The organism is Pseudomonas sp. 10S5, assembly GCF_035019745.1.
Classification (GTDB): Bacteria; Pseudomonadota; Gammaproteobacteria; order Pseudomonadales; family Pseudomonadaceae; genus Aquipseudomonas.
The window spans coordinates 243,728-269,191 of the sequence record NZ_JASJVL010000004.1; the positions used below are offsets into that span (position 1 = coordinate 243,728).

At 54.7% G+C, this 25,464-nt stretch carries 25 protein-coding genes, 2 pseudogenes and 1 riboswitch; of the genes and pseudogenes, 12 read left to right on the plus strand and 15 right to left on the minus strand.

Annotated elements, in window-relative coordinates; all coding sequences use genetic code 11:
- Positions 1 to 8 precede the first annotated feature (8 nt).
- The 3 genes from QN378_RS05970 to nfuA are packed head-to-tail and all read left to right on the plus strand — an operon-like array spanning position 9 to position 1,939.
- On the plus strand, positions 9 to 233 hold the full coding sequence (locus QN378_RS05970; RefSeq protein ID WP_323546233.1) for a hypothetical protein: 225 nt from the start codon (positions 9 to 11) through the stop codon (positions 231 to 233).
- 19 nt (positions 234 to 252) lie between these two features.
- Positions 253 to 1,287, plus strand: a complete 1,035-nt coding sequence (locus QN378_RS05975) for an acyltransferase (RefSeq protein WP_323546230.1) — start codon at positions 253 to 255, stop codon at positions 1,285 to 1,287.
- 58 nt (positions 1,288 to 1,345) lie between these two features.
- The gene (gene nfuA / locus QN378_RS05980; protein ID WP_322164577.1) at positions 1,346 to 1,939 is read left to right on the plus strand and encodes a Fe-S biogenesis protein NfuA; all 594 of its coding nucleotides are present in this window, start codon (positions 1,346 to 1,348) and stop codon (positions 1,937 to 1,939) included.
- A gap of 90 nt (positions 1,940 to 2,029) precedes the next feature.
- Here the strand turns inward: nfuA and cobM are convergent, their stop codons facing one another.
- Together cobM and QN378_RS05990 are read right to left on the minus strand one after the other, a co-directional pair.
- Complete coding sequence (gene cobM / locus QN378_RS05985; RefSeq protein WP_322203361.1) at positions 2,030 to 2,776, minus strand: precorrin-4 C(11)-methyltransferase; 747 nt, start codon at positions 2,774 to 2,776, stop codon at positions 2,030 to 2,032.
- 48 nt (positions 2,777 to 2,824) lie between these two features.
- Positions 2,825 to 3,235 carry a cobalamin biosynthesis protein gene (locus QN378_RS05990; protein WP_322203363.1) on the minus strand — a complete coding sequence of 137 codons (411 nt, stop codon included), beginning with the start codon at positions 3,233 to 3,235 and terminating at the stop codon, positions 2,825 to 2,827.
- Between the two features lie 111 nt (positions 3,236 to 3,346).
- A riboswitch (cobalamin riboswitch) is annotated at positions 3,347 to 3,565 on the plus strand.
- Between the two features lie 99 nt (positions 3,566 to 3,664).
- Between QN378_RS05990 and cobW the strand changes: the two genes are divergently transcribed.
- From cobW to QN378_RS06010, 4 genes are read left to right on the plus strand one after another with little or no spacing between them, the layout of a single operon-like run.
- Complete coding sequence (gene cobW / locus QN378_RS05995; RefSeq protein WP_322203365.1) at positions 3,665 to 4,729, plus strand: cobalamin biosynthesis protein CobW; 1,065 nt, start codon at positions 3,665 to 3,667, stop codon at positions 4,727 to 4,729.
- Between the two features lie 3 nt (positions 4,730 to 4,732).
- Complete coding sequence (gene cobN / locus QN378_RS06000; protein WP_322203367.1) at positions 4,733 to 8,497, plus strand: cobaltochelatase subunit CobN; 3,765 nt, start codon at positions 4,733 to 4,735, stop codon at positions 8,495 to 8,497.
- Positions 8,498 to 8,516: 19 nt separating this feature from the next.
- Positions 8,517 to 9,539: an ATP-binding protein gene (locus QN378_RS06005; RefSeq protein WP_322203369.1), complete on the plus strand. Its 1,023-nt coding sequence runs from the start codon at positions 8,517 to 8,519 to the stop codon at positions 9,537 to 9,539.
- A 2-nt stretch (positions 9,540 to 9,541) separates the two neighbouring features.
- Positions 9,542 to 10,219 carry a vWA domain-containing protein gene (locus tag QN378_RS06010; RefSeq protein ID WP_407074502.1) on the plus strand — a complete coding sequence of 226 codons (678 nt, stop codon included), beginning with the start codon at positions 9,542 to 9,544 and terminating at the stop codon, positions 10,217 to 10,219.
- Positions 10,220 to 10,276: 57 nt separating this feature from the next.
- Here the strand turns inward: QN378_RS06010 and QN378_RS06015 are convergent, their stop codons facing one another.
- Complete coding sequence (locus tag QN378_RS06015; RefSeq protein ID WP_322203373.1) at positions 10,277 to 10,543, minus strand: hypothetical protein; 267 nt, start codon at positions 10,541 to 10,543, stop codon at positions 10,277 to 10,279.
- Between the two features lie 347 nt (positions 10,544 to 10,890).
- Between QN378_RS06015 and QN378_RS06020 the strand changes: the two genes are divergently transcribed.
- The gene (locus QN378_RS06020) at positions 10,891 to 12,216 is read left to right on the plus strand and encodes a sigma-54 dependent transcriptional regulator (protein ID WP_322203375.1); all 1,326 of its coding nucleotides are present in this window, start codon (positions 10,891 to 10,893) and stop codon (positions 12,214 to 12,216) included.
- Between the two features lie 57 nt (positions 12,217 to 12,273).
- Here QN378_RS06020 and QN378_RS06025 read toward each other — a convergent pair whose 3' ends face one another.
- From QN378_RS06025 to QN378_RS23530, 10 genes and pseudogenes are all read right to left on the minus strand, one after another.
- Positions 12,274 to 13,572, minus strand: coding sequence for a hypothetical protein (locus QN378_RS06025; protein ID WP_322203377.1), 1,299 nt, complete (start codon positions 13,570 to 13,572; stop codon positions 12,274 to 12,276).
- A 47-nt stretch (positions 13,573 to 13,619) separates the two neighbouring features.
- Positions 13,620 to 14,366 (minus strand): hypothetical protein, encoded by a 747-nt coding sequence (locus tag QN378_RS06030; RefSeq protein ID WP_323546223.1) that lies wholly within the window; start codon positions 14,364 to 14,366, stop codon positions 13,620 to 13,622.
- Between the two features lie 49 nt (positions 14,367 to 14,415).
- Positions 14,416 to 15,096, minus strand: coding sequence for a C39 family peptidase (locus tag QN378_RS06035; RefSeq protein WP_322203381.1), 681 nt, complete (start codon positions 15,094 to 15,096; stop codon positions 14,416 to 14,418).
- Positions 15,097 to 15,194: 98 nt separating this feature from the next.
- Entirely contained in the window at positions 15,195 to 16,145 is a 951-nt protein-coding gene (locus QN378_RS06040) for a heme utilization protein (protein ID WP_322203383.1), read from the minus strand.
- A 63-nt stretch (positions 16,146 to 16,208) separates the two neighbouring features.
- The gene (locus QN378_RS06045) at positions 16,209 to 16,787 is read right to left on the minus strand and encodes an adhesin (RefSeq protein ID WP_322203385.1); all 579 of its coding nucleotides are present in this window, start codon (positions 16,785 to 16,787) and stop codon (positions 16,209 to 16,211) included.
- Positions 16,784 to 17,227: a hypothetical protein gene (locus tag QN378_RS06050; RefSeq protein ID WP_322203387.1), complete on the minus strand. Its 444-nt coding sequence runs from the start codon at positions 17,225 to 17,227 to the stop codon at positions 16,784 to 16,786. The genes QN378_RS06045 and QN378_RS06050 overlap by 4 nt, the downstream gene beginning before the upstream one ends.
- 313 nt (positions 17,228 to 17,540) lie before the next feature.
- Positions 17,541 to 18,086: an AAA family ATPase gene (locus QN378_RS06055; RefSeq protein WP_322203389.1), complete on the minus strand. Its 546-nt coding sequence runs from the start codon at positions 18,084 to 18,086 to the stop codon at positions 17,541 to 17,543.
- Positions 18,083 to 18,645 (minus strand): annotated as a pseudogene (gene pnuC / locus QN378_RS06060) (nicotinamide riboside transporter PnuC). The gene QN378_RS06055 and the pseudogene pnuC overlap by 4 nt, the downstream one beginning before the upstream one ends.
- A gap of 205 nt (positions 18,646 to 18,850) precedes the next feature.
- A complete protein-coding gene (locus tag QN378_RS23525; protein WP_407074047.1) occupies positions 18,851 to 19,585 on the minus strand; it encodes a methyl-accepting chemotaxis protein in 735 nt (244 codons plus the stop codon).
- Between the two features lie 126 nt (positions 19,586 to 19,711).
- Positions 19,712 to 20,500 (minus strand): annotated as a pseudogene (locus tag QN378_RS23530) (cache domain-containing protein); the annotation flags it as partial.
- Positions 20,501 to 20,745: 245 nt separating this feature from the next.
- Between QN378_RS23530 and QN378_RS06070 the strand changes: the two are divergent.
- Both QN378_RS06070 and QN378_RS06075 read left to right on the plus strand, forming a co-directional pair.
- Complete coding sequence (locus QN378_RS06070) at positions 20,746 to 21,576, plus strand: undecaprenyl-diphosphate phosphatase (RefSeq protein ID WP_322203395.1); 831 nt, start codon at positions 20,746 to 20,748, stop codon at positions 21,574 to 21,576.
- A 12-nt stretch (positions 21,577 to 21,588) separates the two neighbouring features.
- Entirely contained in the window at positions 21,589 to 22,011 is a 423-nt protein-coding gene (locus tag QN378_RS06075) for a DUF1294 domain-containing protein (protein WP_322203397.1), read from the plus strand.
- Here the strand turns inward: QN378_RS06075 and QN378_RS06080 are convergent.
- Together QN378_RS06080 and QN378_RS06085 are read right to left on the minus strand one after the other, a co-directional pair.
- Positions 22,005 to 22,355, minus strand: coding sequence for an MmcQ/YjbR family DNA-binding protein (locus tag QN378_RS06080; RefSeq protein WP_322203399.1), 351 nt, complete (start codon positions 22,353 to 22,355; stop codon positions 22,005 to 22,007). The two genes, QN378_RS06075 and QN378_RS06080, sit on opposite strands and share 7 nt — an antisense overlap.
- Positions 22,355 to 23,293, minus strand: a complete 939-nt coding sequence (locus QN378_RS06085; RefSeq protein WP_322203401.1) for a LysR substrate-binding domain-containing protein — start codon at positions 23,291 to 23,293, stop codon at positions 22,355 to 22,357. The genes QN378_RS06080 and QN378_RS06085 overlap by 1 nt, the downstream gene beginning before the upstream one ends.
- Before the next feature lie 128 nt (positions 23,294 to 23,421).
- On the opposite strand from QN378_RS06085, the gene QN378_RS06090 reads away from it, so the two are divergent.
- Together QN378_RS06090 and QN378_RS06095 are read left to right on the plus strand one after the other, a co-directional pair.
- Complete coding sequence (locus QN378_RS06090; RefSeq protein ID WP_322203403.1) at positions 23,422 to 24,033, plus strand: FMN-dependent NADH-azoreductase; 612 nt, start codon at positions 23,422 to 23,424, stop codon at positions 24,031 to 24,033.
- 364 nt (positions 24,034 to 24,397) lie between these two features.
- Positions 24,398 to 25,432, plus strand: coding sequence for a dienelactone hydrolase (locus tag QN378_RS06095; RefSeq protein ID WP_322203405.1), 1,035 nt, complete (start codon positions 24,398 to 24,400; stop codon positions 25,430 to 25,432).
- Positions 25,433 to 25,464 lie beyond the last annotated feature (32 nt).

Genomic DNA, 25,464 nt, shown 5'->3' on the forward strand with positions numbered 1-25,464 from the left:
ATAGCCCAATGAAATGCTTCAGTGACTCATACGGCGCCGGTGAAGTGCTGGTCACTAGGTGGCTGTACGATCCCTTGTTTCTCACATGCCAAGCGACCGGCCGATCTATCGGTCAATACTCGCCGCCCCACCTACCGGTCATCAAACCGTCGCAACCTTTTCGACTATTACGCGGTCGGAACTACGAATACGACCTGGGGCAGCCGCTGTTCCAGGTTCTTGGTCGCGATTGAAAAACAGGGTGAGTTGCAGATGTTGATTTCGGTTCAAGCCTTGCGGGCACTCGCCGCGTGGGTCGTTGTATGCCACCACTTCATGCAGATTTTCTTTGATTTTCATGCGTCTGGTCCGATAGGGCAATTCTTCGCTGATCGGGGGGCGGTTGGGGTCGATATCTTTTTTGTGATCAGCGGCTTGGTGATCTACCTTTCAACGCAAAGCAAAGACATGCCGGTCGGTCGTTTCATGGTCAATCGCATCATCCGCATTGTGCCTGCCTATTGGGTTTATACCGCCGCCATGGGCTTGTTAATCGTGTTCGCCAGGCCGTTACTGCCGCATGCAGTTGTCGATTGGCAGCATTTCATGCTGTCGCTGCTATTTATTCCCTCGGAAAACCCTGGCGGCTACGGCATGTACCCAACGCTCAATGTGGGCTGGACGCTGAATTACGAGATGCTCTTCTATTTATTGTTCTCGACGGTATTCTTGGTTCAGCAACGCCATCGGCCCCTGTTAGTAGCGACAGCATTATTTGCCGTGAGTGGCGTACTGGCGCGCTATGGCTTGATTAGCCATTTTTATGGCAATGACATCGTTTACGAATTTCTCCTCGGGATCGGAATCGGTGTGATCTACCGTCGCGGTTGGGTCGGCAACGGTTTGTGGCTGCCTTTGTTAGCGATTACGGGCGCGTTGATGACTATTTATCACTTGCCTGCAGATGATCGATTTATCAACTGGGGCCTGCCGAGCGCTTTGATTGTTATCGCCTGCATCTCAATGGAACCCTATTTTGAGGGCAACCAATTGCTCAAGGCGCTGGGGGATTGTTCTTACTCGGTCTATTTGCTGCATGTGTTGGTGCTCTATAGCGGGTGGTTAGTTGCCGAGCGTTTTGGGCTGAATCCATACGCGGTGTTTGCGGTTTGCGTGCCGGTAATAGGACTGGGTGCCTGGGGCAGTTACCAATGGATTGAGAAAGGACTGTACCGCCGCCTTAAGGGCTGGTTGGACCAGCACCGAATCGAAAAAACCAAAACGGCCCTTTCCCGACAAAATTACTAGGACTTTGTGCGGCGCGTTTGATTGGCGTAAACTCTGCCTACGTCTGCGAGGAATTTTCATGACCGCTATTACTATTACCGATGCTGCCCACGATTATCTGGCCGATCTGCTTGAAAAGCAGAACACTCCGGGCATCGGCATCCGCGTGTTTATTACCCAGCCTGGCACCCAATATGCTGAAACCTGCATTGCTTATTGCAAGCCGGGCGAAGAAAAACCTGAAGACAACGCCATTGGCCTGAAAAGCTTCACTGCCTGGATTGATAATTTCAGCGAAGCCTTTCTTGACGATGCCGTTGTCGACTACGCCACTGATCGCATGGGCGGCCAACTGACCATCAAGGCGCCAAACGCCAAAGTACCTATGGTCAATGCCGACAGCCCAATCAACGAGCGCATCAATTATTACTTGCAAACCGAAATCAACCCTGGTCTGGCCAGTCATGGCGGCCAGGTGACGTTGATTGATGTGGTCGAAGAAAACGACGAAAACATCGCGGTCCTGCAATTCGGCGGCGGCTGCCAAGGCTGTGGCCAAGCTGACGTTACCTTGAGAGAAGGGATAGAGCGTACGTTGCTCGAACGCATTCCCGAACTCAAAGGCGTCCGCGATGTGACCGATCACTCGCAAAAAGAGCACGCTTACTACTAAGGCTGCTGTTTGACCTGAACAAAAAAAACACCCCGCGGGTTCGGGGTGTTTTTTTGTCGCCGATTTGAGTCGTGCAAAAAGTCACAAAAATTAACGCCGATACACATGGGCATGCCCGGCACGGTATAGCGATGAGTCGGCAAAACTGTTGTTGCCCAGCACCCGGCCAACCAATATCAAAGCCGTACGGCGAAAGCCTTTGGCCCGCACTTTTTCTTCTATATCTGTCAAGTTTCCTACTACCCAATCCTGATCCGGCCAGCTGGCACGATGGACCACTGCAATCGGGCAATCAGCGCCGTAGTGCGGCATTAGTTCGGCCACTATCTTGTGCAGATTGTTCACCCCTAGATGAATGGCCATGGTCGCCCGATGTTGCGCCAGGCTCGCCAGCTCCTCGCCTGCCGGCATCGAGGTTTTGTCCGCGTAACGGGTCAGAATCACGCTCTGGGAAATGTCCGGCAGGGTCAGTTCCACGCCTAACAGCGCTGCGCACGCGGCGGTGGCGGTGACGCCCGGGATGATCTCAAAAGCTATATTCAGTTCGCGCAAGTGACGAATTTGCTCACCAATGGCGCCATAAAGGCTCGGATCGCCGGAATGAACCCTGGCGACGTCTTGGCCTTGTTCATGAGCAGACTTCATCAGCTCAATGATCTGCTCCAAGTGCAACTCTGCGCTATTGATCACCTGCAAAGCGTTATGGCCTGCCAGGACCGCCGTCGGCACCAACGATCCAGCGTAGATAATCACCGGGCAACTGCGAATCAAGCGTTGACCTTTGACCGTGATCAGCTCCGGGTCGCCGGGGCCTGCGCCGATGAAAAAGACGGTCATGGAATCTCCTGAAGCTACAAAGGGCTGGATGAGTGAGCGGAGTGCGGATTATCGAGGATTCGGTACATCACCTGCCAAGGCAAATGTCGCGTGTCGATTTTTGCTGCGGTTGATCAGCAATACGCTGGGGCGTCCGCTGAGCTGTTCCGCCAAGGCCAGGGCTGCGCTTTCTGCCACGCCATGGCAACCGGTATGGGCAAAGGCCAGCGCCGATCGATAGCTCAGCTGTGCGTCGAAGCTTGCCAATTGCGCGGCACTGAAAAACGCCACCGGCAGATCAAGCAGCGCAGCCAGCGCTAGCAGGCCCGGTTCAGTGCTTTTCTGATCAATGGACGCCAGGGCGGTAATCGCGTCGATCCGCAGGCCATGGGCGGCCAGGCTTTGTTCGATCAGTTCGAGCAGCAGGCTTGCAGGGCAGCCGCGCTGGCAGCCAAGCCCCACCACCAGCGTCGTCGACATCCGCTTGCTCCGCTATCGGTAAAGCGTGGCAGGAAACCATGACCGGGCGCGAAACGTCAATCGCGCGACCTGTCGCGAGGCGCTGGTGATTGACCTGCCCAAGGTCACTGCGTAGCCTTGCATCCTTGAGGTTCTCCGGCGCAGGCCGGGGCTAAGAAGGGAACGCGGTCAATGCCGCGGCTGCCCCCGCAACTGTAAACGGTTATGTTCATTGCACAGCCACTGCGCCTGACGCGGGAAGGCGCAATGAACGCGTGCTCGGCGTCTCGCGATGAGGCAGTCGACATGCCACCGTAAGCCAGGAGACCTGCCTCGACATCAGAATTCTCACTACAACCGGGCGGGGTGATCCGGTGGCGAATTGATCCGCGTGCATATGCTGCGCGGTTCTCGTCCTGTTTTGCCCGCCGCTTTGCCAAAGGGCACCCAATGAAAACGCTGGCCAAACTTCCTGTCACCATCGTCACCGGCTTCCTCGGTTCGGGCAAAACCACTTTGCTACGGCACATGCTCGACAACGCTGACGGTCGGCGAATTGCAGTGATCGTCAATGAGTTCGGCGAACTGGGGATCGACGGCGACCTGCTCAAACAATGCAGCATTGGCTGCACCGAAGAAGAAGCCAACGGCCGGGTTTATGAGCTGGCCAACGGCTGCTTGTGCTGCACCGTTCAGGAAGAGTTTTTCCCGGTCATGCGCGAGCTGGTCGCCCGCCGTGGCGATCTGGACCACATCCTGATCGAAACCTCGGGCCTGGCGTTACCCAAACCTTTGGTCCAAGCCTTTCAGTGGCCGGAAATTCGCAACGCCTGTACGGTTGACGCGGTGATCACCGTCGTCGATAGCCCTGCGGTGCTGGCCGGCACCTTCGCGGCGTTCCCGGATCAAGTCGATGCCCAGCGTAAGATGGATCCGAACCTGGACCACGAATCACCGCTGCACGAGTTGTTCGCCGATCAGCTGTCCAGCGCTGATCTGGTAATCCTCAACAAGGCTGACAAGATGGACGCTGCCGGCCTCGCCGCAGTCCGTGCTGAAGTCTCGGAGGAGCTGCCGCCAGCGGTCAAAGTGATTGAGGCCAGCAATGGTCGCTTGCCGATCAGCGTGTTGTTAGGCCTGGGCGCCGAGTCCGAACTGCATATCGACGGTCGCCATAGCCATCACGATTCCCATGAAGGCGCAGACCCTGCTGATCATGACCATGATGCGTTTGACTCAATTTCAATCACCTTGCCGCAGGCTGACGAAAGCTTGTTATTCGATGCCTTGAACCAATTGGTGGTGCAGCACGGTATTTTGCGGGTCAAAGGCTTTGCCGCGATTCCGGGCAAACCGATGCGTTTGCTGATTCAGGGTGTCGGTACCCGTTTCGACAAACATTTCGACCGCGCGTGGCGTGCCGACGAAGAGCGAGTAACCCATTTGGTGTTGATCGGTCAGAAGCTCGACGCCGGGGTGCTTGAAGCCCAGTTGCACGCAGCGGTTGCTGGCTGACCCATGCATTTACTGAGAACCCAGCCCGGCGGATTCGTCCCCGACGACAGCATCGCCGATTTGGGGCAAACCCCGGCCGAGCTGGTGATTCTCTGTAGCGGCGATTCCCACTTGGCGCTGCTCGCGGAAGCGGCGCAACAGTTGCCCGACGATTACCCCAGCGTGCGCCTGGCCAATCCGATGCAGGTGCAGAATCATGCATCGGTGGACCTCTACGTCGATCAAGTGCTGCAACACGCCAAGGTCATTCTTATTTCCCTGCACGGCGGTATCGGTTATTGGCGCTATGGTGTTGAGCGCCTGGTGCAGCTGGCTGAGCGTGGTGTGAAGCTGATTCTGGTGCCCGGCGATGACCGGCCTGACCCGGAGCTTAGCGGCTTAAGCAACGTGACGGCGGAAGAGGGCGAGCGGCTTTGGCATTTTTTGCGTCAGGGTGGCATGCACAATGCGCTGGAGTTGTACCGGTGCTTGGCCAGTCGTTTTCTAGCGCGGGATTATCCGTGGGCTGAACCCGAAACCCTGCCACGCACCGCGATTTATCACCCGCACAAAGCCAACGCTAGCCTGAGCGATTGGCAAGCCCAATGGCAGCCGTCGCAACCGGTGGTAGGGCTGCTGTTTTATCGCTCCCATCTGCAAGCGGCCAACACCGGATTTATCGACGTGTTTTGCGCCCGTTTGCAGGCTCAGGGCCTGAATCCACTGCCCATTGCAGTCGCCAGCTTGAAAGAAGCGGGTTGTCTGGCGGTGGTGGAGGACCTGTTCGATCAGGTCCGGGCTGAGCTGATCCTCAATACCACCGGCTTTGCCCAATCCAGCCCCGAAGCCCCTCATCTGCGACCGTTTCGGCGCAACGTGCCGGTCATTCAAGCTATTTGTGCGCAGGACAACGAGCCCGCTTGGCAGGCCAGTGAACAAGGCTTGGGCGCGCGGGACTTGGCAATGCACATCGCGTTGCCGGAGCTGGACGGGCGGATTATCAGTCGGCCGATCAGTTTCAAGGACTTGGCGTGGCACAGCGAGCGCAGCCAGTCGGACGTGGTGTGTTATCGCGCCCAGCCCGAGCGCATGGATTTTGTCGCGCAGTTGGCGCGGCGCTGGATTGATCTGGCACGGCTACCGAACGAGCAAAAGCACATCGCGTTGATATTGGCCAATTACCCGACCCGAGATGGTCGGATCGGCAACGGGGTGGGGTTGGACACGCCAGCGGCGGCGCTGAATATTTTGCGCGCTATGCAGGCGCAAGGTTATCCGATGGCGCCGTTGCCTGAGAGCGGCACGGCCCTGATTCATGCACTGCTCGGCGGCGTGACCAATGATCTGGACACGATCGACCAGCGTCCCTGTCAGCAAAGCATGGCGCTTGATGACTACCTTGCCGCGTTCAGCCAATTGCCACTGGCCAATCAGCATGCGGTGACTGCACGCTGGGGCGCGCCGCAGGCCGATCCCATGTTTCGCGCTGAGCGAATGATGGTCGCCGGGCTGCGTTTTGGAATGACCTTCGTTGGTATTCAGCCGGCACGGGGTTATCAAGTAGATGCCAGTGCGGTCTATCACGACCCGGATTTGGTGCCGCCCCACGGATACCTCGCGTTCTATTTCTGGTTGCGCAAGGCCTATGGCGCCCATGCGGTGATCCATGTTGGCAAACACGGCAATCTTGAATGGTTGCCGGGCAAAGGCGTGGGGTTGTCGCAGACCTGCTGGCCGGACGCGGTATTGGGCGCGATGCCGAACATCTATCCGTTCATCGTCAACGATCCGGGCGAGGGGGCTCAAGCAAAACGCCGTACCCAAGCCGTGATCATCGACCACTTGATGCCGCCGTTGACCCGAGCCGAAACCTACGGCCCGTTGCGTGACCTGGAAGTGCTGGCCGACGAGTTCTACGAAGCGCAATTGCTCGACCCGCGCCGGGCACGGGAACTGCAACGCGACATTCTTAAGCTGGTCCGGGAAACCCACATCGACCGCGAGCTGCAACTGGGCGAGCAGCTCGACAGCGACGCCGATGCGGGGGTCTGGCTGCCGCGTCTGGACACCTATTTGTGCGACCTCAAGGAATCGCAGATTCGCGACGGTTTGCACATCTTCGGCGAATCGCCCAGCGGTCGGTTGCGCATCGACACCTTGCTGGCCCTATTACGCATCCCCCGAGGCGACGGCCGTGGCGCTCAATCGAGCTTGCTACGGGCCCTGAGCAAAGCTTTCGAGTTGGGTTTTGACCCGTTGAACTGTGAGTTATCCGAGCCTTGGAACGGCCCTCGGCCCGATGTGTTGCTCAGCGTCAGCCAAGACCCTTGGCGAACGGCTGGCGACGTTCGAGAGCGGTTGGAATTGTATGCGGCGCAGCTGATTGAGCAAGTGCTGCACGGGTTACCAATCGACGAATTATCTGAAAACAATGACTTAAAACTTATTCTTCATTCATTGCGCGAAGTGGTTGCGCCGCGCCTTGATGCCTGTGGCCTGGCTGAAATGCAAGGGTTGCTCGATGCACTGAGCGGTCGGTTTGTGCCGGCAGGCCCCAGCGGCGCACCGAGCCGTGGTCGCCTCGACGTACTGCCCACCGGGCGCAATTTTTTCTCAGTAGACGTGCGAAATCTGCCGACCACTACCGCTTGGCGAATTGGATTCCAATCGGCCAACCTGCTGCTTGAGCGTCATTTGCAGGACCATGGTGATCACTTGCGTCAGTTGGGTTTGTCGGTGTGGGGCACCGCAACCATGCGCACCGGTGGCGACGACATCGCTCAGGCTATGGCGCTGATGGGCGTGCGTCCGGTCTGGGCTACTGGCAGTCAGCGGGTCGATGATTTTGAAATATTGCCATTGAGCTTGCTGGATCGTCCTCGGGTCGACGTGACACTGCGGGTTTCCGGGTTTTTTCGCGATGCGTTCTCCAACCTGATCCGGCTTTTCGATGCGGCAGTGCAGGCGGTCGCCGCGCTGGATGAACCGGATGAGCTAAACCCGCTGGCGGCCAAGGTCCGTGAAGAGCGGCTTAGGTTTGAAAGCGAGGGATTGCCTGTCGAGGACGCAGCGCGCCAAGCGGGCTGGCGTATTTTTGGTGCTAAACCCGGCGCTTACGGCGCAGGCGTGCAAGGCGCTATCGATGGGCGCCTCTGGCAAACCCGCCAGGATCTTGCGGAGGTTTACCTCAATTGGGGCGGTTATGCGTACGGCGTGGCTGATGAAGGCACGCCCGCACGAGAGCGTTTCGCGCAACGCTTGGGCCAAGTGCAAGCGGTTCTGCAAAATCAGGACAACCGCGAACACGATTTGCTCGATTCCAATGACTATTACCAGTTCCAAGGCGGCATGCTGGCTGCGGTGGAAAGTCTCAGTGGCCAAGCTGCCGCCAGCTATCACGGCGACCACAGTCAGCCGGATTTACCGAAAATTCGAACCCTTAAAGAAGAGCTGAATCGGGTGGTGCGATCGCGGGCGGCCAATCCAAAATGGATCGAAGGGGTCAAACGCCACGGCTACAAAGGCGCGTTTGAAATGGCAGCAACCGTAGACTTCTTATTCGCCTTCGACGCCACGACTCAGTTGATCGACGATCATCAATACGCACTGTTGGCTGATGCTTATCTACTTGATCCTTCGACCCGGGAGTTTATTCAGCAGCACAATCCCGATGCGTTGCGCGACATGACCGAACGCCTGCTCGAAGCTCAGCAACGTGGGTTGTGGCAAGAGCCCGGCGAATACCGCGAGGCGTTGGAAAACCTGCTGCTGGACATTGAAGAAAATTGATCACTTTTGAGAGTTGCACATGAGCGATATCCCGCATTTTCCCTTGGCCGCAGTGGTTGGCGCCGACGAACTCAAGTTAGCCCTGTGCCTCACGGCCATTGACCCGAAGATCGGCGGTGTGCTGATCGAAGGCCCTCGCGGCATGGCCAAGTCAACCCTCGCCCGCGGGTTGGCCGATTTGCTGGCCAGCGGACAGTTCGTCACGTTACCGCTGGGTGCGACGGAGGAACGATTGGTCGGCACATTGGACCTGGACGCGGCACTGAGTGAAGGTCGGGCGCAGTTTTCACCAGGGGTACTGGCCAAGGCGGACGGCGGGGTGTTGTACGTCGACGAAGTCAATCTGCTGCCTGACCCGCTGGTTGACCTGCTGCTGGACGTCGCGGCCAGTGGCGTTAACGTCGTGGAGCGGGACGGGATCTCCCACCGTCATTCGGCGCGGTTCGTGTTGATCGGCACTATGAACCCGGAAGAAGGCGAATTACGCCCACAATTACTGGATCGCTTTGGCTTGAACGTGGCACTCAGTGGGCACACTGCACCGGCTGAGCGCGGGCAGATTATTCGTCGTCGACTGGATTTCGATAACGATCCTCTGGCCTTTTGTGCTGCGTGGTCGATCCAGCAAGAAGCGCTGAAACAGCAGTGCGAGCAGGCGCGGGCGCTGCTGCCGACTATTGCGCTGGATGACCTTTCCTTGGCAAAAATTACTGAGCGGTGTTTCGAGGCGGGTGTCGATGGTTTGCGGGCCGACCTGGTCTGGTTGAGGTCAGCACGAGCCCACGCGGCGTGGCGTGGCGCATGGAAAATTGCCGACGAAGATATCGATGCGGTAGCGGAATTTGCTCTGCGTCACCGCCGTCGTAACCCACCACTATCGCCACCGCCGAGCGAGGCCGCTGTGCCGCCCATTGCGGGCCAGTCTCCCAATGAGCAGCCTGACGATGCGGCTGATGGGCAGGGCAATTGGGGCGCGTTACCTGCGCAAGCCGTTCCAATTGGCCAGCGCCGCGACATACCGAGCTGGCCAAAAAAGTCCTAGGCATCCGCCCTCGATTACACGCGGGGGCGGATGCCACCCCCCGGCCCGGCAGGCTTCATGGCGGCAACCGAGGCGCTGCGCGGAAGGGCGCCGACGGCGCAGTTCGATGGGTGTCTACACTGTTACGGGGTCGCCCGCGCACCCGAAAAGACCTGATTCGCATGCCGCGTAGCAGTGAGCCTCAGGAGTTATGGCTGGTGATCGTCGACGCCTCGGCTTCGACTCGCCGTCATCATTCGCTGAGTCGTGCCAAAGGCTTACTAAGCCAACTGTTTGATGACGCTTACAGACGTCGCGTGCGCTTGGCGTTGTTGACCGCTAGTGGTCACTCTCCCAGCTGGAAGCATCAAGGTCTTAAAGCCTGCGCCAGTTTGAACCCTTGGCTTGACCAGTTGGGGGCCGGTGGCGGAACGCCGCTCTTTGCTACGCTGCAATTGGCTATTCACTGGCTGGCCATACGGGAACAACAACGCCCCAACGAGCAACAGCGGGTTCTAATGCTGACCGATGGCCGTGTAAAAGATATGCCAATAATGGCCAAACTCCAATGCCCTAGTGTGTTGATTGATATTGAGTCCGGGCCAATACGCTTGGGAAGGGCGATGCAATTAGCATCCGTTTTAGGCGCGGATTACTGCCATATTGATGCATTATCGATAAACAGCGAACTCGCGCTGTAATCGTCAATGGCCTCTCCCTCTCGCCAACTTGTTGGCGAGGCGTGGACCTGAAGCGCATCAAATAGGCATCGTCCACGGTTTCAAGCTGTATCCACCTTGACTGATTTCTGCTCGCACCTGTTCCAGCAGGTGTTCCAGTTGTGCAGGGTCGCAATAAGCGCTGCTGGGAATTCGCTTTCGGCCAATGCTGTTATTCGTGCGATCAATGACCGTCAAATTAAGTTCGCCGTTGCCATCTTGCGGGGCCCAAGCAACGCATTGAAAAGGCTCGAATGCATGACCCGCGATCAAAAGTGCTTCATTAAAGCGCAGTGGGGTGTTCATGGGGTATTCCTCTGTGTGCCGCATAAGTTCTAGCGCTGTTGGTAGGCTTACCGTTCAGCTGGTTCCTTTACTGATGACCACAGGGTCGTGTTAAGTCACAACGGCCTGTTAAAAACCTAATAACTCTGTGTTTCACCGGTAAGCGCCTGAAGCAGTAGATCTGCGGGCGGTGCGCGATATAAAACAGACCGCCTATTGGCACTGCAGTCCTTAACCGTTAGTTGTTTTTCGTAGTCATATATAGCCAATCGGTATATGTAAGCGTCAATGTTTTGCTAATGTTACAACCGGCCTAGCCAACTTACTGTTTATAAAAGAGTTATAAAATTTGGCGTCAAGGAATCTCTATGCATGAATCGGCTCCACTGCGTCGCCTGTTGGTTGTTGATCCCTGCGACGATTGTCATCGATTGATCCCAGCACTACGGGATGCTGGTTGGGGTGTAGACAGCAGCACTTTGGAATTGGCGGTCGACCGTACCTGTGATCTGGGTTTGCTTCGGCTTCTGCCTTATCACGTTGAACACCCCGAGGCGGTTAAGGATTTAATCACCCGCAGTCATACCGAGTGGATCGCCGTGGTCAGTCCTGAAGACCTACGTCGACAACAGTTTGGTGATTTTGTCTGTGAGTGGTTTTTTGATTTTCATACCCTGCCGTTTGACGTTTCTAGAGTCTTGGTAACCCTTGGGCGTGCTTACGGCATGGCACGTTTGCGTGGCCAAGGAGCGGTTCAAGTTCGGGAGCTGGAACATGAGCTTTTGGGGGAAAGCCGGCCCATTCGTGAATTGCGTAAGTTACTGGGCAAACTGGCGCCCACTGAATCGCCAGTATTGATCCGTGGAGAAAGTGGCACCGGCAAGGAGTTGGTGGCGCGTACTTTGCACCAAAAGTCCCACCGAAAAGGTAAGCCTTTTGTGGCTATCAATTGCGGGGCAATTCCTGAACACCTTATTCAGTCCGAGTTGTTCGGTCACGAAAAAGGTGCATTCACCGGGGCCCACCAACGCAAGATAGGACGTATAGAAGCAGCCAATGGAGGTACGTTGTTTCTCGATGAGATTGGTGACTTGCCGTTGGAGTTACAAGCCAACCTGTTGCGATTCCTTCAGGAAAAACATATTGAACGGGTGGGCGGCCGCGAACCTATTCCAGTTGACGTCCGCGTGTTGGCAGCGACCCATGTCGACCTTGAAGCGGCCATTGCTCTAGGCCGATTTCGCGAGGATTTGTACTACCGGTTGAACGTCCTGCAAGTAAGCACTGCACCGTTGCGTGAACGCCACGGCGATCTAGCGATGCTAGCCAATCATTTTGCACATTTCTATAGTCAGGAAACGGGACGTCGCCCTCGTAATTTCAGTCAAGACGCACTGGTGTCCATGGGTAAACATGCCTGGCCGGGTAACGTTCGGGAATTGGCAAATCGAGTCCGACGTGGTCTGGTATTAGCGGAAGGGCGGCAAATCGAAGCAGTGGATTTGGGGTTGGTGGGGCAGCATGAAGTAATTAGCACCATGGGCACGCTAGACGATTATAAGTCGCGGGCCGAGCGCCAAGCACTGTGTGACGTGCTGACTCGGCATAGCGATAACCTCAGCGTGGCCGCTAAAGTATTGGGGGTGTCGAGGCCGACGTTTTATCGGTTGCTGCATAAACATCAAATTCGCTGAAGGCGCTAGGTTAGTCATTAAACCCGCGATGTTCGCGGGCTTTTAATGTAAGCCTTCTCAGAAGTAATACGGGAGTTTAACGCTAAAGGTAAAATCCGGTGCATCGGCCGTCAGTCCGATCGAGAGATTAGGAACAATGGTCAGTTTATCCGATACCGCCAAGGTCATGCCAACGTTGAAATACCCAGCATTGGCGTCGCTGTTACTAATGGTTTGCCAGCCTGCACCCTCTTGATTGACCTTACTTTTCATAGCGATCAAGTCAGATACCGAGAACGACATGCTCATTTTTTCGTTCAAGGCGAACGCGATACCGGCGCCGATCTGGAAGGTATCGCCAAGTTTCACTCTGCCCGGCACTTTGATGCCTTCGGTAGGGCTGATATCGCTGAACGAATCCTGCATGTTGTAAGTGTAAGCGATGCTGCCAAACAGTACCGCCGGGTCGATGGTTTTAACCAGCGAGAGGCCCGGCGTCACCGACCATACGCCATTACCGGTCGGCAGACTTTCAGGTGTAGAAAGATTATCGTTTTGGCTGGAGCGTTGTAGTTTGATGCCATAAGGGTTTTTGCCTGTCGGTGCTTTGATGCGGAAGGTAAAGATCGCATCGGGCCGGTTGGCAGTTTCATCAAGAAATTTATAAGCGACCCCAAAGTTGATATCTCCTACCGTCGGGTCGCGCTTGACGTCGACCTCGGAAATCCCGGTGCTGGAGTTGCCTGCCCCCGCCGAAGAGTAGGCGGTGTCTCGATAAATAACGGGTACGTTCAGGTCGAATTGCCAACGTTGGTCAAAGTTATAGCGCCCGGTCAAATCCAGTGTCCAGTTATCGGCCTTGACGTGGTCGACACCGATACTGCCGAGAAATATTGAATCAAGCGCCAGAAAGCCATTGAGGATTAGCTGGTGAGTGTCGTAGTGAGTATAGGTAAGGCCGGTCTCCAAACTGAAAGTGCCGCCTCCAAAAAATCCGCTGGCCTCGTTATACAAGTTGGTCACGCTCTGCGCTGGCTCGGAATCATCTTTTAGCGATTGGCCGTAAGAGCTGCTGGAGGTTGATGAACCCGAAGCATGGCCGCCGATGCTGGCGGAGGACGCGGTGCTGCCGTTGACAGAACTGGCGGGTGAACGTACCAGCCTTTTGGGTTGAGGGATCGCCGGTTGGTCCTCAACCTGGCGCACGCGTTGTTCAAGCACCATTAACGATTTTTGCTGAACATCGTAACGTTGTTTCAGTTCTAGAAGTTCCTGTTTCAGTGTCTCGACATCTGCGTCGCTTGCCGCCTGAACAAAGGCCGTTGGCAACAACGCACTTAAACAAATAACCGCGTGAAACGAGAACGATCGGTGCATAATTTTCTTGCCTTCCGTTATTGTATTTTTTATAGGCACAGCGTAGTTCAATAACCGAGGGACCGAAGCCCCTTTAACTGCTCCAGGCTATTATTTAACGAACCCGCGGAAGGGAGTTCGTTTCCTAGCACAATATTGAGTTGTGTCAAGTTTTGAACTTGGTTGCCAGAGCCAATCAGGTTGACCGCCTGTGACACTCCGCCGGCCGCAATGCGCTGTAAGGCGTCTCCTTGATTATTACTGCCTTGAATGGCTAATTGCACGCCGCCATTGACTGCTGATACCGACAACGCCCCTGCGCCATTGGCGGTGCTGATGGTTGCGCCGCTGTTCAAAAGTTGGCCCTGATTGGTTACAGTCGGGGGAACTTGTCCGTTTTGCTGAATGCTAATATCGACATTATTGCTGGAATTGTTGCTGTCACCGGCCGTGCGAGTGCTTTGTGCTACGCCCTGAATCGTGTTCAAGCCAGCACCACCGGTGATAGAACCAGTGCCATTAATCGGCGTCGCCCCGTTACCCTTTTGATTAACAAGCGATACATAAAATTGTGGTTTAATAATGTTTTGTTGAACGTCCAATGTCGTTTTTGCTCCCAAGACTTCACCGGCAGCATTTTGCCACGTGCTGGTCATAGTCAATCCGAAATAAACGATACGGTCGGGCATGACATAACGACCGCGAAGTTGAGCCAATTCCTGATCTTTGAGTTCAATTGGTTGAAATGATGTAGAAGCGTGCGTGGAAAAACTAACGGCCAGGCCAGCAGCAGCTAACCACTGATAACTGTTCATGTGCGGCTCCGTGTGCCCTTGTTATTATTAGGTAATTACTAAATAACCCTTAGAAAAAATCGCTTTTCATAAAGCCGAATTCCAACAACTCAGCATCTCGGACAGGTTTGAAGGCATCCACTCCACCCTTGGCAGTAACGGGCAGCGGCGGGTCCAATAGGGCATTGCTCTTGTCATACCCTGGGCCAATAACAGCAAAAATGATGCCGTTCCAACCTTTTGCGAAGTCTTCACGCGTATAACGTTTATGACCCAATACCGGATCACCGATGTACACCCAGTCCTTCTGTGCTTTTTGCATCACTACAAAATGCTTGTAACCGCGAATATCCATCAGCACTACCACTGGAATAGTGAGGCGGTCCAGGTTGTCTGCTGGGATGCGATAGCCTCTGGCGCGCATTCCGATGCTTTCTACGTAGCGTTTCATGTCGAGCATGGAAAAACCCTGAGTGCGAACCATGCTCGGATCTGCGGTGACGAGCATCCCCTCGATCAATTGATTTTCCGTGACATCCAGCCAGTAGGCTTGGCGCAATACAGTGGCCAGTGCGGCAGCGCCACAGCTGAAGTCAGTTTTCTGTTCTACTAAATCGCTGAACCGGCGCTCGCGAATACTTTGAATATGCTTATATACCAAGTTCGAACCTGGTAACCCTGGCACCGCCATTTGGCCAGCCTGAGTCAGCCCTGCGAGTAACAACAAGCAGAAAAGAGCTGTACTGCGCATGGTTAAACCCTCTGCGATTACGGCGACATCAGATCACTAATCTTCAAGTTTGACTTGAAGAAAGGGGCTCTCTAAGAGAACCCCATTTACCATTTGCTTTACATGCAGGCTTTGCAGCCAGCCGCAATGGACAGCGAGTTGCTTTGTTGGTTGCCAATGCCCGCAGATACGTTAGCGCCGACGTTGCCGGAGACGTTGTTCAACGAATTGCTCAATGATGCGCTGTTGGTTACAGGGTTTGCCCAACCGCTTGGAGTCAATACCTGATAAGTCGCAACGCCGCTCAGCTCAACGGTCCCACTTTCGGTGAAGGACAGCTTGTCTTTATTGCTGCGTTCGCTACCCCAGCCACGGTTTTCGTTATTCGCCACGGTGCCTTCGCCTGTGCCCTTATAAGAACCTTTAACATCGACAGTATCTTTAAGAGTTACTTTGTCGTAGGTCTGAGTAGCGTAGTTGCCGACGGAGGAGCCGCTGGACGTCTGGTTGGCGGAGGCTGATGCGGAGGCGACACGACCGCCAGACACGGCAATAGCCAAGTTGTTTTTCTGTTGGTTGAAGTCGCCAGAAGCCACGTTTACCCCTACGTTGCCTGAGCTGCCATTGGCCGAGTTGCTGAGCGAGGCGTTGTTGCGTGAAGAGTAGTTACCCACTGTGTTATTGGTATTGGTTTGGGTCGCACTGGTGGCCGATATAGCGCTGCCGAAAATGAAGCTTTCGTCAGCGGTGGCGATGGCTGCAGCATTGTCCTGTTGGTTCGCGTCGCCGCCCGCGACGTTGATTCCCAAGTTGCCATTGGCATTAGAGCCAGAACCTTCGACAGTCGCGTTGTTTTGCGTGCCTTGGTTGAGAATCTTGTTGTTATGGCTGCTTTGTGAATCCATGACAGTGGCTGCGGAACCGGCATTGATTAAAAGGCTCAGCAGAGGGCTGGAATCATCATTGTTCCCGCGATGGTCGTTGCTGCCATGTTCAGCCGCTTGAGCGGCTACAGCCATGATTGCGGCGAGTGCCAAGACCAAAGGCTTGATTGCAATTGTAGGTTTCATGGTGTTTCTCCATTCTTATTAGGTAGGTAAGTGTTGGAACATTTGTTGCTGTCTACCGCCGGGTCAGTTCGATACCCGGACGCTTAGGGTGTTCACCGATTGGTTTCCCACCCCAGCGCTCTGATTCAACTGAACAACTCCACGACTACCGGTGAAGGCCTGATCGCTAGTAGCGACCTGGCGGTTGCCGGGAGAATGTTCGGGTGAACCGGACCCTTGCAACAGCGCCACGTTTTGCTGTGACAGAGCGCTGTCGTCGATGCTTTGCGGCTGAACACTGACGCTCAGGCGCACAGCGTTAATTTGTTGGTTGTTGGCGCCTGATGACTGGTTTACGCCAAGAATTCCGTCGCCGTTGCTGAAGGCATTGCCTTCGATGGTCGATCGCGCGTCCCGTGCGGGGTCGGCACGAGTGCTGAGTTGCTGACGATATTGGCCGCTTGTCCGCGCTTGGGTGCCAATAGCGATAACGCGTCCATTGACTTGTTGCGTTTGATCGCCTGCGGCTTGGTTAACTGAGAAGTTACCCTGATAACTCTGCCCACTACTGTTGAGCAGGGCTTGATCTAATACCGAACTGGTTGAGTCGGCGTGCGCTACGCAGGAACAGAGCATTGCCACCAGCAATACCGAGCGGCTCACTTCATATCTCCTGTCATCATTCGCAGCGGTGCCAGGCCTTGTTGAACGGCGCTGGTTACTTGTCCGGCGACTCCATTGGTGCTTGCGCCCGAATGGCCCGAGCTTAACCCTGGCAACCCGCGGTCAATCGCGTTGATGCCGCGCAAACTGCCGCCCTGCATCAATACATGGCTGATCGTTGCACCACTGCTGACGCTAGCAAAATCACGGTCAGACAATTCGGAGCTGCGAACGGCCCCAAGAATTTGACCCGACGGGTTGGAATTGACAGTGGTGGGATGTGGATCGGGGCGCATTAATGGGCTAGTCGCCACGTGCGGTTGAACCGTACGTTCAAGAACAATTACACCATCACCCGCAAACGCTGGTAAGTGTATGAACATACTGCCGGCGCAACTGAACGTTAGCAGGCTAAACAATCCTTTTTTGAAACGCCCCATGACACTCCTCCTTTTTAGATGCGCTGGCCCTAATCAGCGATGCAGGAAAGAGAGCAGGAGATGTGCCACTTCAAAAATCTTATATAAAATCAATATATTGCGAACGAACGCAGGTATATTTAATTGAGGTCGTAACTTATTTGATACACATCCAATTGGATAGACCCGAGTTTGTGCCGCGTTGTACCCCCAATGAGTGCAGCAATTGGAGTGTGTCATTTATGTAACACATGAAGGCGTTTTGATGGCGATGTGTCTAATGCAGCGGCTGGAACGCTTCAGCTGTATCAAAAACGGACAGTAGTCTGATTTTTTAGCAATCAGAGCGTGTTTGTACCTTCGTTAAAAGTTGGTTGACGGTAATGGATGCTTGTTTCTCTCTGGAGTTCCAATCGCCGCCGATTACTTGGTACGGTCGTGAATGGGTCTTCAGCCACTGCTGACCAGCATTGAAAAATGCTTGGCGATCGCTTAAGTAAAGCTGGCAGCGTTGGCCGTCACCGACCCATCCGACACCTTCTGGAGCCAGCAATAGGTGCAGGTCGTAGTGCCGATTCAATAATTGCAGCTCGAGCCAAGCTGGACATTTGCCAAATAGTGTTTGGCTCCACAGTATGTTGCTCAACAGGTGGGTATCGAGAATCAACAATTCCGGCATTTCAGCTCGTGCGGCATCTTCCCAGGCCAGTTGACCTTGGGCGATAGCGTTAATGTCTTCATAACAGGTGTCGCGCGAATGTTTTTCAATGAAATGGCGCACGTATTCGCCGACCAACAGGCCACCGAAACGCGCTTGAATACGGGAAGCCAACTCACTTTTACCGCTGGACTCAGGACCGGCCAACACCAGTACTTTCATCGTAAAAGCACCAGATCGTTGCGCCATTCGCGCCAGCCCTCAACAGCAATCAAGGTAAACAGCGCGTACAGACCGGCAGTGAGGTAAAGGTCTTTGTAGATGAACAGTCCGACAAAAATGACATCCAGCAGAATCCATAACGGCCAGCACTGCACACGCTTTTGCGCCATCCACACTTGAGCGACCAGGCTGAATCCCGTCAACGTTGCATCCAGCCAAGGTTGAGCGGCATCGGTGAAGTGCGCCATGACGGTGCCCAAGGCTAGGCTGACTAACGCGCCCATAGCCAAACTCATCAGCAGTGAGCTCATATCCAGATAACTGACCTGCCGCGCCGGGTGTGCCGGGTTGCGACGTGTCCATTGCCACCAACCGTACACTTGCAACAGGGCGTACACACTTGCAGCAGCATGTCGGAATACAGCTTCACGTCGAAAAATACCCACGTATACATCAGCACCATGACCAGGCCTATGGGCCAACACCAGCGGTTCTGTTTCACCGTCAGCCACACAGCAGTGACGCCCAGTGCGGCAGCGAATAGTTCAAGCCCGGACATGACAACTCCTTGCACTGCGGGGAAAAATCCGCGTGGGATTGTAAGCGGGTTAAGAATGGCGGGGAAGTTGGGGTGTATGAGAAAGGGGCGTTTTAGATATCGGACTTGTTGGCGAGGTTTTCTCCGCGGGTGCGCCAGGTGAGTGGCTCGCCAACAAGTGGTTTTCTACAGCGGATCGGGTTTTGCCTTTGGATTAGCTGCAAGCCTATACCCGAAACTGCCCCAACAACGTGTTCAACCGATCACTCAGCGTACGCAGTTGCACGCTGGCGGTGCTGGAGTGTTCTGCGGCGTAGGCAGCATCTTGTGACAGGCTTGCCGCGTGGGTGACGTTTTGATTGATGTCTTCGACCACATGCGCCTGCTCCAAGGTGGCGCTGGCAATCGAGGCATTCAAACCGTTGAGGTTGCGCAAGGCTTGGGTGATTAAGGTCAGGCTTGCACCGGCTTGATTGGCTTGGTCTATAGTCAATTGCGACGCGTGGCTGCTGTCGCCGATTACTTTGACTGCCGCATTGGAATGGCCCTGAAGACGTTCAATCATTGTCTGGATTTCAGCCGTTGATTTTTGTGTGCGTTGTGCCAACAGGCGGACTTCATCCGCCACCACTGCAAAGCCGCGACCTTGCTCTCCAGCCCGGGCTGCTTCAATAGCCGCGTTTAACGCCAGCAAGTTGGTTTGATCAGCGATGGAGCGAATGACCTCCAGCACGCTGCCAATCTGCGTGCTTTCAGCCGCCAGGGTCTGGATGACGGCTACTGCCTGGGTAATGGTATTGGACAACAGATCGATCTGTCGCAAGCTGCTGTCGATGTTGACCTGACCTTGTTTGGCCTGATTTTCCGCATCGCGCATTTCACTGGCCGCCTGCTCGGCGTTCTTGGCGACGTCTTGAACGCCGTAAGTCACTTCATTGATGGCGGTCGCCACAAGTTCCATTTGCTGCGATTGTTGTTGGCTATGGACCTGCGCTTGGGTGGCGCTACTTCCCAGCTCGGTTGACGCCAACCCGAGCGCCGCCGCCGCGTCCAGCAGTTGCTCCACGACCAGCTTCAACTTGGTGGTGAACGCGTTGAAATGAGTCGCAAGTTGCGTCACCTCGTCTCGTCCATGGGTATCCAGGCTTAAAGTCAAGTCACTTTCGCCGCTAGAGATATTAGCCATAGCATCAACGGCGTCCTGTAATGGCCGCACGATACTTCTGGAAATCATTACCACCAGCAACGCCATAAGCAACGCAATGCTGAATCCTGCAAAAGATGCTTTCCAGACCTGCGCATAAAATTCTTCCTGCAGGTCGTTGATGTAAACCCCCGAACCGACTACCCAGCCCCACGGTTCGAATAATTGAACGAAGGAAGTCTTTTCTACCGCAGTGCTAGCGCCCGGTTTGGGCCAGCGGTAATTCAGCGCGCCCGAGCCTTTAGTTTTTGCGATAGCGACCATTTCATTGAAGATAAATATGCCATCGGCGTCTTTGATCGCTGACAGGTCTTGGCCTTCGAGTTTTTGGTTGGCCGGATGCATGATCATCACAGGGCGCAAATCGTTTATCCAGAAGTACTCGTTCTGGTTGTAGCGAAGCCCGCGTACAATTGCCTGCGCTTGTTGTTGCGCTTGATCGCGACTGAGTTTGCCCGCGACTTCCTGATCATGAAAGTAAGTCAGGATGCCGCTGACGGTTTCTACAAGATGGTGGGTTTTTTCGGCTTTTCCGGCGTACAGGTCAGCGTGAATTTGCTTGAGCATCAATACGCCAAGCATAAACAGCATAACTGCCGAGACCACTAGAATCAGCCAAAGACGGCGGCTGATCGACATACTGCGCAAACTGTTCATGAGGTTCCACTCCATAACGTTTTATTCTTTTTTTACTGTCATGCAACCGCATAGAGCAGGCACCACACTGTTCACTGTACAACGTTAATAACGTGTGTCTGTCAGCATTTCGGCGCGTTATGCATAAACATGAGGGTCTCACACCTTTTTCACGTATCAATGGCCACACTGTCACCCCGATAGATATCGGACGTCGCGAACGCACTTCAATTAGACATACTAATAAGGCATGCCGAGAGCAGCGCCTCATGGGGGGAATGATGGATCTTTGGACCGCCGCACAAGCGACGATACTTGGGGTTGTTGAAGGGTTGACGGAGTTTTTGCCGATTTCCAGCACGGGACATCAGATCATCGTCGCTGATTTGATTGGCTTCGGCGGCGAACGGGCAATGGCGTTTAATATCATCATCCAGCTCGGGGCAATTCTGGCGGTGGTTTGGGAGTTTCGGCGCAAGATTTTCGACGTTATCGTCGGGCTGCCCAAACAGCGCGAAGCTCAGCGTTTTACGTTGAACCTGATCATTGCTGTTTTACCAGCGGTGGTTTTGGGGATCATGTTTGCCGACTTGATTCACCAATACCTGTTCAACCCAATCACAGTCGCCACCGCGTTAGTAATCGGTGGGGTAGTCATGTTGTGGGCTGAGCGTCGCCAGCATGTGGTACATGCCGAAACGGTGGAAGAGATGACCTGGGGCGACGCCTTGAAGGTCGGTTGCGCGCAGTGCCTTGCGATGATACCCGGCACCTCGCGTTCGGGTGCAACGATTATCAGCGGTTTGTTGTTCGGTCTGTCACGCAAGACCGCAACCGAATTTTCGTTCTTCTTAGCCATGCCGACAATGGTCGGTGCCGCCATTTATTCGGGCTTTAAATATCGCCATCTGTTCCAGCCGGACGACTTTCCAGTCATTGCGATTGGTTTTGTAGTGTCGTTCATTTTTGCCATGATCGCGGTACGCGCGCTGTTGAAGTTCATCTCCAGCCACAGCTATGCAGCATTTGCCTGGTATCGCATTGTCTTTGGCTTGCTGATTCTTGCCACCTGGAAGTTCGGGTGGATCGACTGGTCGTCGGTAACGGCGTAAGAGACCTGACCAATGGACCAGAGCGCTCACTCTCGTGTGAGGAAACAGACTGTGCAGCATCTTCGGCTCAAGCTGTTTCTTCTGTTGGGGCTGTGGGCGTTGCCGGTTTTCGGCGCATTGTCGATGCTGATCGGCCATGTCTCAGCGGTTCCGGCATTGTTATATAGCGTAATGAGCGTGCTCACCTTCTTTCTTTACTGGCGAGATAAGTTCCAGGCGCAAAATGCGCAGTGGCGCATGCCGGAGAAAGTCCTGCACGGTGCCGAACTGTTGGGTGGTTGGCCGGGAGGTTTAATCGCGCAGCAAATTTTTCGACATAAAACGCGGAAACTGTCTTACCAAATCATCTTTTGGCTCATCGTTTTATTGCATCAGCTGTTTTGGTTTGATCGTTTGCTGCTAGGCGGGCGTTTTCTAGCGCGGCATCTTTACTGATCGAGCCTTAACCCAATCTGACGAATCTTTGGCAACTTACTTACTACCTGCTGATGCGAGCGGGTGAGTAATTCACATAGCTCATTGTCGCTGAGCGGGTAAGGCGGGGCGATGCTGACCCAAAAAGCTCGAGCCAAATAAGGCGCCGGACGGATGCCAGCGCGGTCGACATAGCCAAGAAATAGCTCAGGCCCAATCTTGAACGACAAACCCATTCCTGCCAAATCAAGCACGGCAAACATTTTGTTTTGCACCACTGAAAATACTCGGGTACCCCCCCATTTGTAATCTTCTCTGGCGCCCGGAAGCGTCAGGCAAAACTGTGCAACCTGTTCTGGGGTCATCATGGGATCCTTGCTAATTGCCGTTGAAAGCAGCCGTGATCCCCTGTGTCGTGGGTAAAGGCTGCACTGATGTGATCAATCCAAGCACGCACCGCCGGCAGTGTACCGCGTCGTTGGGTATAGGCCGCTTGCAGATGGCCACCGGGCAATGACCAGTCGGGTAGCAGTTGTACCAGGCGCCCATCGGCCAGTTCTTCACGACAGTTCATCAGGGGCAGCATGCTAAAACCCAAGCCTCTTAACGCGGCGGTTTTTCGGATGGGGAAGTCGTCAATGGCCAGCCGTGCGTCCATGGACATCTCGCAACGCGTACCGTTGCGGTGAACCAATTGATAATGAACCTTGCGATCCGCCTCGATGGCACCCAATACCGGGAGGCTGGCCAGGTCTTGGGGCGTGCTAATGATCCGGTCGAGCAGCAACACGGGCGCCGCAACCAGTACGGCCATTGTTGGAGCCAAGTTCCGCACAATCAGGCTTGGGTCTTCGTCCCCGATATCTCGCACCCGTAACGCGACGTCGATGCCTTCGTTAACCAAGTCCACTCGGCGGTTGACCAGCAGCATTTCCAGCTGAACCTGGGGAAAGTTGGCGACAAAATCACTGACCACATTAGACAGTTCCCAATGGATCAACCCGACCGGACAGGACACTCTAAGCCGACCCCGAGGTTCGGCCGACAGCGAAGCCACGGCTTCATCTGCCATGTCCGCCTCAAGCAGCATGGCCTGGCAATGTTGAAGGTAACGCTCGCCCACGGCGGTCAGCGCCAATTTACGCGTGGTGCGTTGCAGTAAGCTGGCATTGAGCCGGGTTTCCAACTCAGCAATTCGCCGTGACAGGCGAGACTTGGGAATCCCCAATACACGTCCGGCCGCAGCGAAACCGCCTGCTTCTACCACTTTTGCGAAGTAATACAGATCGTTAAGATCCTGCATGGGAAAACCTGACTGTTCTATGTGTGGGACGAACTATCGCATTTATGCTGACTAATCAGCTATTAGTTTGCACTGTAGGATGATCCGTACTTGATTGCCCTTGCGGCAATTCCTACTTGGAGAGCTTCATGAAACTTCTGCATCTCGATTCCAGCATTCTTGGCGATCACTCTGCCTCCCGTCAGCTCAGCAGCAGCGTTGTTCAGGCATGGAAAGCGGTCGAGACCGGCGGCCAAGTGACTTACCGTGACTTGGCTCAAAGCCCGCTGGACCATTTCTCAGCTGCCACGCTCGCCGCAGGTGGCACGCCTAGTGAGGCACGCAGCCCGGCGCAACAGGCCGAAGTCGATACCAATGAAGCGATTCTGCAAGAGTTTCTATTGGCAGACTTGGTGGTGATTGGCGCGCCGATGTACAACTTCACCTTGCCGACTCAACTGAAAGCCTGGATCGACCGTATCTCCGTAACCGGTCGAACCTTTGCCTACGATGAGAATGGTCCAAAAGGCCTATGCGCCGGCAAAAAAATCATTATCGTCTCCACCTCTGGCGGGCTGCATGTTGGCCAACCGTCTAGCGTTGGTCACGAAGACTATCTTAGGCTCCTGTTTGGCTTTCTCGGCATCACCGATATCCAATTCGTCTTCGCTCACGGTTTAGCCTACGGTGATGAACCTCGCGCCAACGCGATGATTGCCGCACAAAAGCAGATCAGTGAAACGTTGTTTGCCGCTGCTTAAGCGTTTCATTACCTGACAACACTGTTGTTATCAAACTCCGTAGCCCCGCATTGTCATGCCAGGGCTATGGAGTTTTTTCGTTTAGCGTCATTTATCGCTCTTTTTACGACCGATCATCAATCTTGACGGAGAACTGACAGGTAACCCAATGTCGTTAGCAGTAATATTGATGCATCAACGCTGACGCTAAAAATGCTTGGTGACTTTAAACAGATATTTGATGGCTTGGCCCGGCTTATGCACTGTTCGTCGGGTAGCTACTCTTATTTCATCAGCGCTGTCAGCGTTAGATGGTGCAGAGCGCGGAAACTCGCAGTGAGCTGCACACCTAAATTATATGGATCTACAAAGGTGGGGCCTGACGATGGTACGTCTTTGTGCGGTGTTAGTGATTTGCTTGTTCACAAGCCTGATTTCGGTGCAAGTCGAAGCAGCGGGACGCTGGAGTGCGGGCTATCATCGCCTGACCTTCCTTGATCCCCTAGATCTTCAGCCTATGCACGCGATTGCCTTTTATCCGTCCATCGGCGAAAAAAAGACCAGCCGGGTCGATGGGTACTTGATAGAGGCCAGTGAAGACGCTGACATTGCAATGGGTCGATTCCCATTACTAATGCTGTCTCACGGGAATACGGGGACGCCACTGGCCCTGCATGATCTTGCTACCTCCCTTGCCCGAAAAGGTTTTGTTGTAGTTGCAGTGATCCATCCCGGGGATAACTACCTTGATCACAGCCGGTTGGGCAGTCTTAGCAATCTCTATGGGCGACCGTTGCAGATTTCAGAAGCAATCAGCGCTGCGCTTGCCGATCCAATGTTGTCGCCTTACGTCGATGCTCAGCAAGTGGGCGTGATTGGTTATTCAGCCGGTGGCGAGACTGCATTAATTTTGGCCGGGGCTCAGCCTGATCTCCAGCGCCTGCGCAAATATTGCGTGGAGCGCCCTGAAGACAAAGATGCGTGCAAGACTCAAGGCGAATTACTTGCCGACCGGGACGACCTTCGGCCAGAAGCCGATCCAAGGGTGGGTGCTTTAATGTTGATGGCACCCCTGACTTTGATGTTCGGCCGCCACGCGCTGGCGGATGTGCATGTGCCGGTTTTGATGTACAGCGGCGACGGCGACCAGTTGCTAGCACTGGACAAAAACGCCCAAGCACTGGCGCGCAAGCTACCCCAGGCACCGGAGTTCAAATTGTTGCCAGGCGCTGGGCACTTTGTGTTTCTTGCACCCTGCTCTGACGAACAGCAAGCGACCCAGGCGATTTTGTGTACCGATGCCGAGGGCGTAAACAGGGTAGACATTCATCGCAATTTGACTGCCGACGCTGCGCGATTTTTTAGTGAAACCATAGGTCAGTCGAGCCGGTCAGGAATGCAGACGGCGCATCAAGAATAGACGGCAAACGTTCGTTTAACGTGGTTGATGCC